This window comes from Pseudomonas sp. PME37.24/025 (assembly GCF_055556615.1).
Genome location: NZ_JBVHNK010000002.1, coordinates 610,205 through 625,469, shown reverse-complemented (window position 1 = coordinate 625,469; position 15,265 = coordinate 610,205). Strand labels below are relative to the sequence as shown.

The following is a 15,265-nucleotide window of genomic DNA, read 5'->3' as shown; positions in this document are numbered from 1 at the left end:
CACCGCCGCTCCCACAGTTTTGTGTGAGGTGCCCGCACCAGTGGATGGCGTGGATTAGCGAGGACGCACCGGGATGGTTCTGTGGTGGTCGTCAGGGACTCTTCGCGGGCAAGCCCGCTCCCACATGACTTGCGTAGGTCATGTGGGAGCGGGCTTGCCCGCGATGGCCGTTACGCGATTTCGATCAATTTGTTGTCCTGTTGGTCAGCAATTTGCATTGACCTGGCACACCTCACAACAAAATGGAGTTCCAGTTCATGCATAAACGTCCGTTGAAGCAGCTGCTTTGCGCTGTCGCCGCAGCCATCGGTCTGAGCGCCAGCCTGACCGCCAGTGCTGCCGACCCGCTGAAAGTCGGCTTCGTCTATATCGGCCCGATCGGTGACCACGGCTGGACGTATCAGCATGAACAGGGACGCAAGGCGCTGGCTGAGAAGTTCGGCGAGCAGATCACCACCAACTACGTGGAGAACGTCGCCGAGGGCGCCGATGCCGAGCGGGTGATCCGCAATATGGCCAAGGACAAGTACGACCTGATCTTCACCACGTCTTTCGGCTACATGAACCCGACCCTGAAAGTCGCCAAGCAATTTCCCAAAGTGACCTTCGAGCACGCCACCGGCTATAAGCAGGACAAGAACCTCGGCACTTACCTGGCACGCACTTATGAAGGCCGCTACGTCGGCGGTTTCCTCGCGGCGAAGATGACCAAGACCAAGAAAATCGGCTACGTCGCTTCCTTCCCGATTCCGGAAGTCATCCGCGACATCAACGCCATTCAACTGGCCCTGAACAAGTACAACCCGGGCACCGAGATCAAAGTGGTGTGGGTCAATTCCTGGTTCGATCCGGGCAAAGAAGCTGACGCCGCCAACGCGCTGATCGACCAGGGCGTGGACGTGGTGTTCCAGCACACCGACAGCCCGGCACCGATCCAGGCGGCCGAACGGCGCGGCGTGTATGCCGTCGGTTATGCATCGGACATGGCGCACTTCGGGCCGAAAGCGGTGCTGACGTCTATCGTCAATGACTGGGGGCCGCATTACATTCAAGCGACCCAAAGTGTGCTCGACCACACATGGAAATCCCAGGATTACTGGGGCGGTCTGAAGGAAGGTACGGTTGAGCTGCCGATCAGCGACCTGGTACCGGCCGCGGTAAAAACCGAAGCCGAGCAGATCATTGCCGACATCAAGAGCGGTGCGTTGCATCCGTTCACCGGGCCGATCAAGGATCAGGCCGGCGTGGAGGAAATCCCGGCGGGCGCGACGGCAACCAATTCGCAACTGGCGTCGATGAACTACTACGTCGAAGGGATGAAGGCCGAGATACCGAAGTGACTTAGCCAGACATGAAACCCTGTGGGAGCGGGCTTGCCCGCGATGAGGCCATCACATTCAGCATCATTGTTGACTGTCAGTTCGCTATCGCGGGCAAGCCCGCTCCCACAGGGCTCTACGGTGCTTTTTCAATCTGCGTACTCTTCAGGACATCGCATGAACAGCCTTCCGATCATCGACATCAGCCCGCTCTACAGCGCTGATCAAAACGCCTGGCAATCGATCGCCACACAAATCGACCGTGCCTGCCGCGAATGGGGCTTTTTCTATATCAAGGGCCACCCGATCGCCCCGGCGCGTATCGATGCCGTGCTCGACCATGCCCAACGTTTCTTCGCCCTGCCCGCCGCCGAAAAACTCAAGATCGACATCACCCAGACCCGCCACCACCGCGGCTATGGCGCTATCGCCACCGAGCAACTCGACCCGAGCAAACCCAGCGATCTGAAAGAAACCTTCGACATGGGCCTGCACCTGCCGGCCGATCATCCCGAGGTGCTGGCGGAAAAACCCTTGCGCGGTCCCAACCGTCATCCGTCGATGCACGGCTGGGAATCGCTGATGGAGCAACACTACGTCGACATGCAGGCGCTCGCTCAAACCCTGTTGCGGGCCATGACTCTGGCGCTGGGCATTGAGCGCGATTTCTTCGATAGCCGCTTCAAAGAACCGGTCAGCGTGCTGCGGATGATTCATTACCCTCCGCGTCACACCGCCAGCACCGAAGATCAGCAAGGGGCCGGCGCTCACACCGATTACGGCTGCATCACCCTGCTCTATCAGGATGCCGCGGGTGGTCTGCAAGTGCGCAACGTGCAGGGCGAATGGATCGATGCGCCGCCGATCGAAGGCACGTTCGTGGTCAATCTCGGCGACATGATGGCGCGCTGGAGCAACGACCGTTACCTGTCGACGCCGCATCGAGTGATTAGCCCGCTGGGGGTGGATCGGTACTCGATGCCGTTCTTTGCCGAACCGCACCCCGACACGCCCATCGAATGCCTGCCCGGTTGCCAGGACGAACGGCATCCGGCGAAATATCCTGCCACCACCTGCGCCGGGTTCCTGCTGTCGCGCTTTGCCGATACCTACGCCTATCGACGGGAACAGCAAGCCGTGTAATGAACCGGCTGGTCAGGTTTTGCTCATTGTTTCTGCGGGCATCTGTAGAATGCCCTCATTGCACCTGATGAGATTTCAAAAATGTACGACTGGCTGAACGCTCTGCCCAAGGCAGAATTGCACTTGCACCTGGAAGGTTCGCTGGAGCCTGAGCTGCTGTTCGCCCTGGCCGAACGCAACAAGATCGCCCTGCCGTGGAGCGACGTTGAAACTCTGCGCAAGGCTTACGCCTTCAATAACCTGCAAGAGTTTCTCGATCTGTATTACCAGGGCGCCGACGTGTTGCGCACCTCTCAGGATTTCTACGACCTGACCTGGGCCTACCTGTTGCGCTGCAAGGCGCAGAACGTGATTCACACCGAACCGTTCTTTGACCCGCAAACCCACACCGACCGTGGCATCCCGTTCGAAGTAGTGCTCAACGGCATCGCCGCCGCACTGAAGGATGGCGAGCAGCAATTGGGCATCACCAGCGGTTTGATCCTCAGTTTCCTGCGTCACTTGAGCGAAGACGAAGCGCAGAAAACCCTCGACCAGGCGCTGCCGTTCCGCGATGCGTTTGTCGCCGTGGGCCTGGACAGTTCGGAGATGGGCCACCCGCCGAGCAAGTTCCAGCGGGTGTTCGATCGTGCGCGTGGCGAAGGTTTCCTGACCGTGGCCCACGCCGGTGAAGAAGGCCCGCCCGAGTACATCTGGGAAGCCCTCGACCTGCTGAAAATCCAGCGCATCGACCATGGCGTGCGCGCCATCGAAGATGAGCGCTTGATGCAGCGAATCATCGACGAGCAGATCCCGCTGACCGTGTGCCCGTTGTCGAACACCAAACTCTGCGTGTTCGATCACATGTCCCAGCACAACATCCTCGACATGCTCGAGCGCGGAGTGAAGGTCACGGTGAACTCCGATGACCCGGCCTACTTCGGCGGGTATGTCACCGAGAACTTCCACGCGCTGTATACCGATTTGGGCATGACCCAGGATCAGGCCAAGCGCCTTGCGCAGAACAGCCTGGATGCGCGGTTGGTGAAACCTTAAAAGTCACCGAATATCCTGTGGGAGCGGGCTCGCCCGCGATAGCGGACTGTCAGCCAACTCAATGTTGAGGCAGTTGGCCTCATCGCGGGCAAGCCCGCTCCCACAGGGACTGTGTTCAGCCGACAATCTCTACTTCGCTCAATTCTTCCAACGTCTTGCCCCGGGTCTCCATCCCGAACATCCACACCACCCCCGCCGCAATCGCAAAGCACATCGCCCCCAGCGCAAACACTCCGCCCTGCCCGGTCATCGGGAACACCAGCCCGGTCACCAATGGCCCGAGCAACGATCCCACGCGGCCGATGGCCGAAGCGAACCCCGAGCCCGTGGCGCGTGCCGACGTCGGGTACAACTCAGGGGTGTAGGTATAGAGCACCGCCCACATTCCGAACAGAAAGAACTGCATCAGCAGCCCCGAGGTAATCAACAGACTGACGTTGCCGCCGAACACCGCACTCTGGCCATAAAGAAACGCCATGACCCCGCCGCCGAGCAACGTCACGACGCACACCGGTTTACGCCCCCAACGCTCCACCAGCCAGGCAGCCATGAGGAAACCGGGAATCCCGCCGAGGGAAATCAGCACCGTGTAATACACCGACTGGGTCACGGCGAAACCCGACTGTTGCAACAATGCGCTGAGCCAGGACGTCAGGCCATAGAACCCCAGCAAGGCGAAGAACCACACGCTCCAGATCATCATCGTGCGCTGGCGATACTGCGGCGACCAGATTTCCCGCAGCGCAGAAAAGAAAGTGCCCGGTTGACTCGCCACCCGGGGCAGACGAATCGGTTCAGGCAAATCCGCACGACCCAGTGAAGCCCGAACCCGGTCTTCAATGCCGCGCAAGACCTTATCCGCCGCGTCATGATGCCCGGCCTGCTCCAGCCAGCGCGGTGACTCGGGAATGAAAAAACGGATCGCCAGGACGAACACCGCCGGCACCGCCAACACCAGAAAGATGTCGCGCCAGCCAATCACCGGCAACAGGAAGTACGACAGCACCCCGGCCGCGACGAAACCGAGCGGCCAAAAACCATCCATCAACGCGATGTAACGCCCACGTCTGTTTGCCGGAATCAGTTCCGACAGCATCGACTGGGCAATCGGAAACTCCATGCCCATGCCGATCCCCAACAGAATTCGGAACAGCGTCAGCGTTTCGACATTCTGCGCCGTGGAGCACAGGTAGCTGGCGATACCCCACAGCACAATGCTCCACTGGAACACCGGTTTGCGTCCGAAGCGGTCGGCCAGCATGCCGGACAGCGATGCGCCCAGAACCATGCCGAAGAAACTCGAACTGGCCAGCAACCCGGCCTGCGCCGTGCTCAGGCCGAACTCGGTTTTGATCGAGCCGAGCAGAAAGGTCATCATCGCCAGGTCCATGGAGTCGAAGAAAAACGCCAGGGCAATGATGATGAAGATGATGCGGTGATAACCGCTGATGGGCAGCCGTTCCAGTCGTTCTGCCGCGCTGAAGCTTCGTGTTTCCATGCCACATTCCCCCAATCCTGAAAGTCCCCGGATCGAGTGTGCGCGATAGCGGCTGGGGATTATTGCTGGATGCGACCTGTCCACAGCTCTGAACGACGCCTGAAACCCAAGATCCCGGACGTCGCACCTCAATGACTCTAAAGCGCCATTTCCAGTTCGGTTTCTTTGGCAAAACGATGGATTTCCCGTTGCCCCGCGGCGGTGATCTGCAACGCCCGCGAATCGTTGGGCAGGCTCAACCAGCCGGATTGCATGAATAGCTGCAACAACGCCGCGCCCAATGAACCGCCCATGTGCGGGCGTCTTTCGCTCCAGTCCGGGCAAGCGCAAGCGACTCTGCCGTTGCGATGAGCCAGCGCCTGGATGAACACACCGCGCGTCGCCAATTGTGTGGCGCCCTTGTGGGTGATCATGACCCGCTGATCGAATTGCTCGATCCAGCCCGCATCCAGCAGGCGCTGGTAGAGATCGGCGGCCAGGGTGCCACCCAGATGGTCGTCGCAAAGCCTGGCTCGCAACAATGACGAAGGCGCCGCCTGAGGTTTGGCGATAGGGCTCATGCGTTTGAAAACCTCTGGAATGTCCCTAGGCGCGCTGGCCAGGGTCGCGCTGGCCAAGGCCTCTATCGCGGCGCCGACTTCGGGCGCGGCAAGCCGGAAAAACCGTTTGCGCCCACGGGTTTCGACTTTCAACAGACCTCCGGCCGACAAACGCCCTAAATGCGCACTGGCCGAAGACGGCGACAGGCCAGCCAGCAACGCCAGCTCTTCGGTTTGCCGCGCCGAGCCGTCCATCAAGGCCCACATCATTGCGCTGCGCTTTGGGTCAGCCAGCAATGTGGCGATCTGGCTGATGCAAGGTGCATGTTCCATGTATTCACTCCCTGTTGAATCGTTTCGTCTACTGCTCAGAGACATCTTGACCAGTAATGTGTCGTCGGCCAAGACGCGAAAACCGCCATAAACCGGCAAAGTCACCCACTCACCCAGGCCATTGCTTCGCGGGTGCAATGAAGGTCCGGTGATGACCATCGGGTCTGACCGAATCGAACCTGAACTCGCCATTGCGAGGTCGACGGTGCGTACATGAGGCGAGCGCTAGTATAAGCGGGTTAATCGCCGGTTCCTGCCCTCGGGGATCCATTGGTGGTGATAGTTCCTGACAGAAATTTCGCTATTTGCCTGCGACTAATGATCGACATCCGATTTCGTCGGAAATTGACTGCTTATGCGAGCGCATCGGCTGGCAAGCATTTCCCGCAAAAGGTTCACCGGCTTACTCAATTGTGCGCGATGGGCGCACAGCAAATTCAGCGGTGCGCGCTCACAGAGCAGCTCCGGCATCAGCACTTTCAACCGACCGGCCAGCACATCGGCAGCGACATCGAGCCAGGACTTATACGCAATCCCCACCCCCGCTATGGCCCACAGACGCACAACATCGGCGTCGTCACTGAAGCGATCGCCACTGACCGTCAGGCCCACTTCACGTTTGCCATCGTGGAAACTCCAGTGATCGTGAACCCGACCGCCGAGCATGAACAACAGGCAATTGTGCTGAGCCAGTTGCTCCAGATGCCGAGGTTCGCCATGCCGGGCCAGGTAACTCGGCGCCGCACAGAGCACGCGACGGTTTTGCGGGGCAATGGGCAACGCCACCAGACTCGAGTCTTCCGGCTCGCCATAACGCAGGGCAATGTCCACCGGTTGGCGGAACAGGTCAGCGATGCGGTCGCCCAATAGCAACCGAACCGTGAGTTTCGGATGCTCACGCTGAAACTCGTCGAGCCACGGCAACAGCAGGTTGCGACCGAAATCCGAAGGCGCCGACAACTGCAAAATCCCGCTGACCTGATCTTGCCCGCTGGCCAGCAGGCGGCGGCCCTCATCGAGATTGCTCAAGGCTGCCCGGGCGTATTCCAGAAAGCCCTCGCCTTCAGCGGTCAGGCGCAGGCTACGGGTAGAACGGGCGAGCAAGCGCGCGCCGAGTTGTTGTTCGATGCGCTTCAACGCCGCACTGGCCACTGCCGCCGACATATCCATCACCCGCGCCGCCGCCGACAGACTGCCCAGGTCCGCAGCCCGAACGAACAACTGCAAGTCATCGAAACGCAACATCGCCAGCCCCGATTATCAAAAAAATATTGAAAGAGACTGCTCTTTTAGCGGGTTTTATCTTGCCGGGAAATAACCAATCATCTGTCCCATCAAAATCATTCCGTTCCGGAGTCGAACATGTCCCAGCCATTTACCGCTATTGCCACCCTCATCGCTAAAACCGGCCAGCAGGACGCCCTCGAACAGCATCTGCGTGCGCTGCTGGAACCGACCCGCGCCGAAGCCGGTTGCAGTCAATACGACCTGCATCAAGACCTCGCCAATCCCCTGGCCTTTTACATGATCGAACACTGGAGCAGCGACGAAGCCCTGCAAGCCCATGACGCCAGCGCCCACATTCAGAACTTTCGCGCCAAGGCCGGCGACTTCCTCGAACACTTCGACCTCAAGCGCCTGCGCACCGTGGCTTGATTCCTTCTTCCATCACTTTTCAGGAGCCCCACATGAAAGCCATTGCCTACTACGCCTCCCTGCCCATCAGCGACGAAAACTCCCTGCAAGACATCGAACTGCCAGAACCGGTCGCCGGCCCGCGCGACCTGTTGGTGGAGGTCAAAGCCATCTCGGTCAACCCGGTGGACACCAAGGTCCGCCAGAACGTCCAGCCAGAAGGTGGCGCGGCAAAAGTGCTGGGCTGGGACGTGGCCGGCGTGGTCAAGGCCGTCGGCAGCGAAGTGACCTTGTTCAAGGCTGGCGACAAGGTGTTCTACGCCGGCTCCATCGCCCGTGCCGGCGGCAATAGCGAGTTGCATGTGGTGGACGAGCGAATCGTCGGTCATATGCCGAAAACCCTCGGTTTCGCCGAAGCCGCCGCCCTGCCGCTGACCGCCATCACCGCGTGGGAATTGCTGTTCGAACGCCTGCAAGTGCGCGAAAGCAAAACCGATGAGGGCCAGAGCCTGCTGATCGTCGGTGCCGCCGGCGGGGTCGGTTCGATCCTCACGCAATTGGCCAGCCAGCTCACCGGGCTGAAGGTCATTGGCACCGCTTCCCGTGCACAGACCCAGAGCTGGGTGCGTGACTTGGGCGCCGATCAGGTGATCGATCATAGCCAGCCGCTGAGTGAAGAACTCAAACGTGCGGGGTTCGAGCATGTGACCCATGTCGCCAGCCTGACTCAGACCGATCAACACCTGGATCAATTGGTGGAGGCGTTGGCGCCGCAAGGCAAACTGGCGCTGATCGACGATCCGAAGTCGCTGGACGTGACCAAGCTCAAGCGCAAGAGCCTGTCGCTGCACTGGGAATTCATGTACACCCGCTCGCTGTTCGAAACCGCAGACATGATCGAGCAACACAAACTGCTCAACCGCGTCGCCGGGCTGATCGATGCGGGCACGCTGAAAACCACGGTCGGCGAGCACTTCGGGACCATTAACGCGGCCAACCTGCGGCGTGCCCATGAGCTGTTGGAGAGCGGTAAGTCCAAGGGCAAGATTGTGCTTGAAGGGTTCTGAAGAGTAGGAGCTGTTGGAGGCTGCGATCTTTTGATCTTGTGTTCTAAAAAGCAAAATCAAAAGATCGTCCGAACGCGGCCCGAGTCTTCGGCAGCCCCTACAGGGCACGACCGAAATATCCGGGATACACGCCCGAAGCCGGCAATCTTTTGCCGTCAGTCAGAGAGTTGACCGTTGTCACAATTGCGATCGTATTCAGGTCTACAATCGAAAACTCTGCGAACAATCATTTACGTGATGTCTTTTACGAGACGTCTTTTACGAAAGGAGCTCAGCAATGAAGATCCTGATAAAAGAAGTGGCAACATCCCGCTGGCAGGTCCGACTGGATCAACACGCTGTGACGTTCCGCAGTGAAGCCGAAGCGCTGGCCTTCACTAAAACGCTTGAAGCGCGCTTGCACGCGCCCCATCAGTTTCCCGACCGTCAGCAGCGCGCTGCTGGCTGAGTCCGTCCTCAGACCTGGGCTTGCGTCAGCGCCCGGGCATTTTGCAAACGTCGGGTGAGCGTCGCCGCGCTCACCACCAGAATCCCGCACAGGCTGATGACCATGGCCATCGGCATGGCGCTGCCATCATGCAAAACACCCACCAATGCTGCGGCCCCGGCGGCGACGCTGAACTGCAGGCAACCAAGCATCGCCGAGGCACTGCCCGCCCGCGCGCCTTGCCCGTTCATGGCGCAGGCCGAGGCATTGGGAACAATGCAACCCAGACTGGCGATGCAGATAAAAAGCGGAATCAGCAACGGCCACAACTGCGCGGTATGCAACGCGCTGACCGCCAACAGGGCCAGACCGCCCGCCAGATAGAGCCAGACGGTACGCGCCAGTAAAAAGGCCGGACCGCGCTTGGCCAGCATCCGGGCATTTACCTGGGCCACCAGAATGAAACCCGCCGCATTAATGCCGAACAGCCAGCCGAAATGCTCGGCCGGTACGCCATAGAGTTTGATGAAGACGAATGGTGAACCGGCGATGTAGGCAAACATCCCGGCAATGGCGATACCACCGGTCAGGGCATGACCGAGGAAGATTGGGTCCGCCAACAACCGACCGTACTGACGCAGTGCGCCCGACAACGGTTGGCGCGGCACATGGGCCGGCAGACTTTCCGGCAGCCCGAGAGCCACTGCCAACCCTGCCAGCGCACTGAAACCGGTCAGCACCAGAAAGATCGATTGCCAGCCAGTCGTGTTGACCAGCAACCCGCCCAGCATCGGCGCAAGAATCGGCGCCAGGCCCATCACCAGCATCAATTGCGAAAAGACTTTCGCCGAGCCCACCGCATCGCATTTATCGCTGACCACCGCCCGCGAAATCACCATGCCCGCGCAACCGCCCATCGCCTGGACGAAACGTGCGCCAATCAGCCACTCCAGAGTCGGCGCATAAGCACAGGCCAATGAAGCGGCGGTGAACAAGCCGACCCCCGTCAGCAAGGGAATCCGTCGCCCAAAGCGATCCGCCACCGGGCCGTACGCCAGTTGACCAATGGACAGGCCGAGGAAATAGGCCGCCAGGGTCAGTTGAACGTGTTTTTCGTCGGTGCCGAAAGCGAGCGCCATCGCCGGGAATGCCGGTAGATAGAAATCGATCGCCAGCGGACCGAAAGCGCTCAAGGCGCCGAGAATCAGGATTGCGCGGAGGTTCATCAGGCGTCCAGTTTAGGCATGCAGGTTGGCCATGGATCGGCAGGCCAACAGTCTAGCCGGGCGTGGACGCCTTGAACATTCCGTTAGGTCGCTAACTATTAAAAAACTCAGGCCAGTTTGACGCCATAACCCTCTTCGCTGATCGCGGCGATCACCTGATCGGCCGTCAGCGCGCTTTCAACGCCGACTTCTTTTGCCGCCAGATCAATGCGCACACTGGCCGCAGGATCCTTGGCTTGCAGCGCCTGAGTGATGGCCTTGACGCAATGACCGCAGGACATGCCTTCAACGTTGAACACTTGCATGGGACGTCTCCTTAATGGGGGCCCTTTAACAGGGTTGAGGGCAGTCTCGAGCTTGCCACCATGGCAAGGTCAAGTTCTCAGGCAAGCTGCCGGGCTGGCAATCAACGCCGCGCTCGGCCAAGCTGCGTCCATCTATGACACGACATCAGGAGATTCAGCCATGCGCTGGTCAGCTTTCAGCCTGTTTGGCTTCCTCAGCCTATTTGCCGCGACACCTTCGATTCAAGCCGCCGGGGAGGATTATGGCGTGCTGATCATTTCCCGCGAGCGCCTGGAAGTGTCGACTTCCTGCGAGATCGGCGTGTACATCCAGGATCAGTTGGCCGGGCGGCTGTTCCAGGAACAGAGCACCTCGTTCAACCTGCCGCCGGGCAATGTCTCCCTGCGCCTCAAACTGCTGCCGGGCCAGGCGCCGGGTTGCAACCCGGGCATGCTCGCGCCGGGCTCGCAAAACATCACGCTCAAGGCCGGGGATGTGTTGAAGTTCCGGATTGCGATGACGCAGGAAGGGATGTACCTCAAGCCTGCCGCCCTCGAATACTGACGCAAAGCCCGCTCCCACATTTGGTCTGCGGCGATTTGTAGAGTAGCGCTTGACCTTGCCAGCATGGCAAGGTTGATCCTGTAGGTAATTTCTACAGGGAGCGTGACCGATGTCCGAATCCATCACTTTCGATCTGCCGATTGCCGGCATGACCTGTGCCAGTTGCGCCGGGCGGGTCGAACGAGCCTTGAGCAAAGTTCTCGGCGCCACGGCTGTCAGCGTCAACCTGGCCACCGAACAGGCCCGGGTTCAAGCGCCCAGCGACAGCCTGCCGGCCTTGATGGAGGCTGTGCAGCAAGCCGGTTACAGCGTGCCCCAGCAGAGCCTGGAATTGAGCATCGACGGCATGACCTGCGCATCCTGCGTCGGCCGCGTCGAACGGGCGCTGGCCAAGGTGGCAGGGGTCAAAAGTGTCAGCGTCAACCTGGCCAACGAACGTGCGCACCTCGAACTGCTCGGCCAGGTCGATCCACAAACCCTGATCGGCGCCGTGACCAAGGCCGGTTACTCCGCCAGCGTCTGGGAAGTCGAACACCCGCAAACCGACAATCAACAACAACGCCTGCACCGCGAACGCTGGGCGTTGCTGGCGGCCATCGCCCTCGCCTTGCCGCTGGTGCTGCCGATGGTGCTGCAACCTTTGGGCGTGCACTGGATGCTCCCGGCGTGGGTGCAGTTCGCGTTGGCCACGCCGGTGCAGTTCATCTTCGGCGCACGCTTCTATGTTGCTGCGTGGAAAGCCGTGCGCGCCGGCGCCGGTAACATGGATTTGCTGGTAGCCCTGGGCACCAGCGCCGGCTACGGCTTGAGCGTTTACGAGTGGGCCACTGCTGTCGGTCGCATGCCGCACCTGTATTTCGAAGCCTCGGCGGTGGTAATCGCCTTGGTGTTGCTGGGCAAATACCTGGAAAGCCGCGCCAAGCGCCAGACCGCCAGCGCCATTCGCGCTCTGGAAGCCTTGCGTCCGGAGCGAGCCATTCAGGTAATCGACGGCCGCGAGCAGGACGTTGCGATCAGCGCTTTGCGCCTCAACGATCTGGTCATGGTCAAACCCGGCGAACGCTTCCCGGTGGATGGCGAAGTGGTGGAAGGCCAGAGCCACGCCGATGAAGCACTGATCAGCGGCGAGAGCCTGCCGGTGCCAAAACAACCGGGTGACAAGGTCACCGGCGGCGCCATCAATGGCGAAGGTCGGCTGCTGGTTCGGACCTTGGCGCTTGGCGCAGAAACCGTGCTGGCGCGGATCATCCGCCTGGTGGAAGACGCACAAGCAGCAAAAGCGCCGATCCAGAAACTGGTGGATAAAGTCAGCCAGGTGTTCGTGCCGGCGGTGCTGCTGATCGCGCTGGCGACCTTGATCGGTTGGTTGCTCTATGGCGCGCCGCTGGAAACCGCATTGATCAACGCCGTCGCGGTGCTGGTGATCGCCTGCCCTTGCGCACTCGGGCTGGCCACGCCGACGGCAATCATGGCCGGCACGGGTGTGGCGGCGCGCTACGGGATTCTGATCAAGGATGCTGAAGCTTTGGAGCGCGCCCATGAAGTCAGCGCCGTGGTGTTCGACAAGACCGGCACGCTGACTTTGGGTACGCCGCGCATCGCTCATCTGAGTGCCATCGAAGGTGACGAAGCTGCTCTGCTGCAAATGGCTGGCGCGCTGCAACGCGGCAGTGAACACCCGTTGGCCAAGGCTGTGCTGGATGCCTGCGTCGAGCGCGGCCTGACCGTGGCTGATGTCAGCGACAGTCAATCGCTGACCGGACGCGGTATTGCCGGCAATCTCGATGGTCGGCGATTGGCTTTGGGCAATCGGCGTCTGTTGGAGGAAAGCGGACTGAGCGCAGGGCCATTGGCTGACTCCGCAACCGCTTGGGAAACCGAAGGCCGAACCCTGTCCTGGCTGATCGAACAAAGCCCCGAACCGCGTGTGCTCGGCCTGTTCGCCTTCGGTGACACGCTCAAACCCGGCGCCTTGCAAGCGGTGCAACAGCTGAGTGCACGGAATATCAGCAGCCACCTGCTGACCGGCGATAACCGCGGCAGCGCCAAGGTGGTCGCCGAGGCGCTGGGCATCAGCGATGTCCACGCTGAAGTATTGCCGGCGGACAAAGCCGCCACCGTCGCCGCACTGAAAAAAACCGGCGTAGTGGCAATGGTCGGCGATGGCATCAACGACGCACCGGCCCTTGCCGCCGCAGACGTCGGCATCGCCATGGGCGGCGGCACCGACGTCGCCATGCACGCTGCCGGGATCACCTTGATGCGCGGCGATCCACGGCTGGTGCCGGCGGCGCTGGAAATCAGCCGCAAGACCTACGCGAAGATTCGCCAAAACCTGTTCTGGGCCTTCGTCTATAACCTGATCGGCCTGCCACTGGCGGCGTTCGGCTTCCTCAACCCGGTGCTGGCCGGCGCGGCCATGGCGCTGTCGAGCGTCAGCGTGGTGAGCAATGCGTTGCTGTTGAAAACCTGGAAACCCAAAGACTTGGAGGACAACCGATGAACATTGGCCAAGCGGCCCGTCAGAGCGGTCTGAGCGCGAAGATGATTCGTTACTACGAATCCATCGGCCTGCTCAAGGCGGCGCATCGCACCGACAGTGGCTATCGGATCTATGGCGACGACGATTTGCATACTCTGGCGTTCATCAAGCGCTCTCGGGATTTGGGTTTCTCACTGGAAGAGGTCGGCAAACTGCTGACCCTCTGGCAAGACCGTCAGCGCGCCAGTGCCGATGTGAAGGCGCTGGCCCGTCAGCACATCGACGAGTTGAACCAGAAGATTCGTGAGCTCGGCCAACTGCGCGACACCCTGCAAGACCTGGTAGAACATTGCCACGGTGACCACCGCCCGGACTGCCCGATCCTCAAGGAGCTGGCGTCGGGCTGCTGCGCCGAACCCGCCCATTCCTGAGCGCCAACCCCTTCGCCACCAGCAACGTGGTGAGGGGAATGCCGTGGAACAACAACACCACCGCGCCGGGCGTCCACCAGGAATAGAACGGCGCGGCGATCAACATGCCGATGCCGAACCCGGTCATTTGCAGCAGCGTCAGAAAGCTGAAAATCGGCAGGCGCAGGTTGTCCGGTTCACGTTGCAGTCGCGACATCAGGCCAACTTCCGAGAAGCCGTCACCCAAGCCTGCGGGCAACGAAAACAGCAGCAAGCCGTAAAGGGTTTGCTGTTGGAACATCAGGATGAAGCCGCAGGACATCAGCAACACACCGAAGAAAAATCGCCGTTCCAGATGAACGTTGTCCGTACCCTTCAGACGACTGGCGATTCGCGCGCCGATGAATTTCCCAATGGCCCAGACCGCCAGCATCAGGCCCAGGGTGGTGCTGGCCGACTCGGGTGTCAGCAGTTTTGAGATGATCGGGAGGCCGACGTTGTGTGCGGCGCTGCCCAGCGTATCGGCCATGGCAACGGCGAGCATCGCCGTCAGCACTGGCGCCGTGCGCAAGCCCTGACGCAGGGCCGACCATTCGCCTTGTGGGTGAAGGGGCTCGTCACTGGGTACAGGTCTGGAAAACCGTAGCGGCACGATGAGCAGCGCCGCCAGCAGGTAAGTGGCCACATTCAGGGCAAACACCGTTTCAAAGCCAAAACCCGCCACCAACAACCCCGCCACCAGACTCCCGCCGACCATCGCCGCAGACGATGCCGAGGTAATCCAGGCGTTGGTCTTGAGCAGTTGCGCCTTATCGATCATGTGCGGCAATTGGCTGTTGAGGCCGATGGCGAACATCGAATTGCCGAACCCCAGGCCGAACGCGATCAGCGGTAACAGCAGCGCTTGTTGGGTGACCGGCAGCACCAGCAGCAGGCCCAGCAAACCGGCGCGCAGCAGGTCGAAGGCAATCAGCGGCAGGCGCCCGGCCCAGCGGCGATAGAACCGGGTGCCGATCAGACTGGCAAAGATCCCCCCGGCGACACGGCTGGCGAGGAAGATGCCGACACTCATGGCGCTGTTGCTGAGCAGATAGACATAAGTGGCCAGGGCGACCATGTTGAGGAAAGCGCCGAAGTCCGAAATCAGTCGGGCGGCGATGATCAGTTGGGCATTGCGGGTGGAGGTGTTCACATTCAGTCCTTGAGTGTGGTGAGTATCGCCGTTGTGGATTGTCTGGTCTGACGCCATCGCGGGCAAGCCACGCTCCCACAGTTCAGGTGTCGATCATAGAATCCGGGGGC

General features: G+C 60.6%; 15 protein-coding genes. 9 read left to right on the top strand and 6 right to left on the bottom strand.

Annotation, left to right across the window (positions count from 1 at the left end; translation table 11 throughout):
• Positions 1 to 257: 257 nt before the first annotated feature.
• The 3 genes from ACZ3HH_RS05955 (at position 258) to ACZ3HH_RS05945 (ending at position 3,497) form a co-directional block, all read left to right on the top strand.
• Positions 258 to 1,340 carry a BMP family ABC transporter substrate-binding protein gene (locus ACZ3HH_RS05955; RefSeq protein ID WP_465803370.1) on the top strand — a complete coding sequence of 361 codons (1,083 nt, stop codon included), beginning with the start codon at positions 258 to 260 and terminating at the stop codon, positions 1,338 to 1,340.
• Positions 1,341 to 1,496: 156 nt separating this feature from the next.
• On the top strand, positions 1,497 to 2,462 hold the full coding sequence (locus tag ACZ3HH_RS05950) for a 2-oxoglutarate and iron-dependent oxygenase domain-containing protein (RefSeq protein ID WP_465803368.1): 966 nt from the start codon (positions 1,497 to 1,499) through the stop codon (positions 2,460 to 2,462).
• A gap of 81 nt (positions 2,463 to 2,543) precedes the next feature.
• Positions 2,544 to 3,497: an adenosine deaminase gene (locus tag ACZ3HH_RS05945; protein ID WP_465803366.1), complete on the top strand. Its 954-nt coding sequence runs from the start codon at positions 2,544 to 2,546 to the stop codon at positions 3,495 to 3,497.
• 115 nt (positions 3,498 to 3,612) lie between these two features.
• On the opposite strand, the gene ACZ3HH_RS05940 is transcribed toward ACZ3HH_RS05945, so the two are convergent.
• The 3 genes from ACZ3HH_RS05940 to ACZ3HH_RS05930 form a co-directional block, all read right to left on the bottom strand.
• A complete protein-coding gene (locus ACZ3HH_RS05940) occupies positions 3,613 to 4,995 on the bottom strand; it encodes an MFS transporter (RefSeq protein ID WP_465803364.1) in 1,383 nt (460 codons plus the stop codon).
• 137 nt (positions 4,996 to 5,132) lie between these two features.
• The gene (locus ACZ3HH_RS05935) at positions 5,133 to 5,867 is read right to left on the bottom strand and encodes an ArsR/SmtB family transcription factor (RefSeq protein ID WP_465803363.1); all 735 of its coding nucleotides are present in this window, start codon (positions 5,865 to 5,867) and stop codon (positions 5,133 to 5,135) included.
• Positions 5,868 to 6,182: 315 nt separating this feature from the next.
• Positions 6,183 to 7,112, bottom strand: a complete 930-nt coding sequence (locus ACZ3HH_RS05930) for a LysR family transcriptional regulator (RefSeq protein WP_465803361.1) — start codon at positions 7,110 to 7,112, stop codon at positions 6,183 to 6,185.
• Between the two features lie 117 nt (positions 7,113 to 7,229).
• Between ACZ3HH_RS05930 and ACZ3HH_RS05925 the strand changes: the two genes are divergently transcribed.
• From ACZ3HH_RS05925 to ACZ3HH_RS05915, 3 genes are all read left to right on the top strand, one after another.
• Entirely contained in the window at positions 7,230 to 7,523 is a 294-nt protein-coding gene (locus ACZ3HH_RS05925; protein ID WP_465803359.1) for a putative quinol monooxygenase, read from the top strand.
• A gap of 32 nt (positions 7,524 to 7,555) precedes the next feature.
• A complete protein-coding gene (locus ACZ3HH_RS05920) occupies positions 7,556 to 8,569 on the top strand; it encodes a zinc-binding alcohol dehydrogenase family protein (RefSeq protein ID WP_465803357.1) in 1,014 nt (337 codons plus the stop codon).
• A 277-nt stretch (positions 8,570 to 8,846) separates the two neighbouring features.
• Positions 8,847 to 9,017, top strand: a complete 171-nt coding sequence (locus ACZ3HH_RS05915; protein ID WP_167344822.1) for a hypothetical protein — start codon at positions 8,847 to 8,849, stop codon at positions 9,015 to 9,017.
• A gap of 8 nt (positions 9,018 to 9,025) precedes the next feature.
• Here the strand turns inward: ACZ3HH_RS05915 and ACZ3HH_RS05910 are convergent, their stop codons facing one another.
• On the bottom strand, positions 9,026 to 10,222 hold the full coding sequence (locus tag ACZ3HH_RS05910) for a multidrug effflux MFS transporter (RefSeq protein ID WP_465803355.1): 1,197 nt from the start codon (positions 10,220 to 10,222) through the stop codon (positions 9,026 to 9,028).
• Positions 10,223 to 10,329: 107 nt separating this feature from the next.
• Positions 10,330 to 10,527 (bottom strand): heavy-metal-associated domain-containing protein, encoded by a 198-nt coding sequence (locus ACZ3HH_RS05905; RefSeq protein WP_008069687.1) that lies wholly within the window; start codon positions 10,525 to 10,527, stop codon positions 10,330 to 10,332.
• Positions 10,528 to 10,687: 160 nt separating this feature from the next.
• Between ACZ3HH_RS05905 and ACZ3HH_RS05900 the strand changes: the two genes are divergently transcribed.
• From ACZ3HH_RS05900 to cueR, 3 genes are all read left to right on the top strand, one after another.
• Positions 10,688 to 11,071 (top strand): hypothetical protein, encoded by a 384-nt coding sequence (locus ACZ3HH_RS05900; protein WP_465803353.1) that lies wholly within the window; start codon positions 10,688 to 10,690, stop codon positions 11,069 to 11,071.
• A gap of 109 nt (positions 11,072 to 11,180) precedes the next feature.
• The gene (locus ACZ3HH_RS05895) at positions 11,181 to 13,574 is read left to right on the top strand and encodes a heavy metal translocating P-type ATPase (protein ID WP_465803351.1); all 2,394 of its coding nucleotides are present in this window, start codon (positions 11,181 to 11,183) and stop codon (positions 13,572 to 13,574) included.
• A complete protein-coding gene (cueR, locus tag ACZ3HH_RS05890) occupies positions 13,571 to 13,984 on the top strand; it encodes a Cu(I)-responsive transcriptional regulator (RefSeq protein ID WP_465803349.1) in 414 nt (137 codons plus the stop codon). Before ACZ3HH_RS05895 ends, cueR begins: the two co-directional genes overlap by 4 nt.
• On the opposite strand, the gene ACZ3HH_RS05885 is transcribed toward cueR, so the two are convergent.
• Complete coding sequence (locus tag ACZ3HH_RS05885) at positions 13,938 to 15,155, bottom strand: MFS transporter (protein WP_465803347.1); 1,218 nt, start codon at positions 15,153 to 15,155, stop codon at positions 13,938 to 13,940. The two genes, cueR and ACZ3HH_RS05885, sit on opposite strands and share 47 nt — an antisense overlap.
• Positions 15,156 to 15,265 lie beyond the last annotated feature (110 nt).

What these genes read in the sequence shown, in the direction of transcription:
- ACZ3HH_RS05955 (WP_465803370.1), top strand. Translation starts at nt 258, where the DNA reads ATGCATAAACGTCCGTTGAAGCAGCTGCTTTGCGCTGTCGCCGCAGCC.
- ACZ3HH_RS05950 (WP_465803368.1), top strand. Translation starts at nt 1,497, where the DNA reads ATGAACAGCCTTCCGATCATCGACATCAGCCCGCTCTACAGCGCTGAT.
- ACZ3HH_RS05945 (WP_465803366.1), top strand. Translation starts at nt 2,544, where the DNA reads ATGTACGACTGGCTGAACGCTCTGCCCAAGGCAGAATTGCACTTGCAC.
- ACZ3HH_RS05940 (WP_465803364.1), bottom strand. Translation starts at nt 4,995, where the DNA reads ATGGAAACACGAAGCTTCAGCGCGGCAGAACGACTGGAACGGCTGCCC.
- ACZ3HH_RS05935 (WP_465803363.1), bottom strand. Translation starts at nt 5,867, where the DNA reads ATGGAACATGCACCTTGCATCAGCCAGATCGCCACATTGCTGGCTGAC.
- ACZ3HH_RS05930 (WP_465803361.1), bottom strand. Translation starts at nt 7,112, where the DNA reads ATGTTGCGTTTCGATGACTTGCAGTTGTTCGTTCGGGCTGCGGACCTG.
- ACZ3HH_RS05925 (WP_465803359.1), top strand. Translation starts at nt 7,230, where the DNA reads ATGTCCCAGCCATTTACCGCTATTGCCACCCTCATCGCTAAAACCGGC.
- ACZ3HH_RS05920 (WP_465803357.1), top strand. Translation starts at nt 7,556, where the DNA reads ATGAAAGCCATTGCCTACTACGCCTCCCTGCCCATCAGCGACGAAAAC.
- ACZ3HH_RS05915 (WP_167344822.1), top strand. Translation starts at nt 8,847, where the DNA reads ATGAAGATCCTGATAAAAGAAGTGGCAACATCCCGCTGGCAGGTCCGA.
- ACZ3HH_RS05910 (WP_465803355.1), bottom strand. Translation starts at nt 10,222, where the DNA reads ATGAACCTCCGCGCAATCCTGATTCTCGGCGCCTTGAGCGCTTTCGGT.
- ACZ3HH_RS05905 (WP_008069687.1), bottom strand. Translation starts at nt 10,527, where the DNA reads ATGCAAGTGTTCAACGTTGAAGGCATGTCCTGCGGTCATTGCGTCAAG.
- ACZ3HH_RS05900 (WP_465803353.1), top strand. Translation starts at nt 10,688, where the DNA reads ATGCGCTGGTCAGCTTTCAGCCTGTTTGGCTTCCTCAGCCTATTTGCC.
- ACZ3HH_RS05895 (WP_465803351.1), top strand. Translation starts at nt 11,181, where the DNA reads ATGTCCGAATCCATCACTTTCGATCTGCCGATTGCCGGCATGACCTGT.
- cueR (WP_465803349.1), top strand. Translation starts at nt 13,571, where the DNA reads ATGAACATTGGCCAAGCGGCCCGTCAGAGCGGTCTGAGCGCGAAGATG.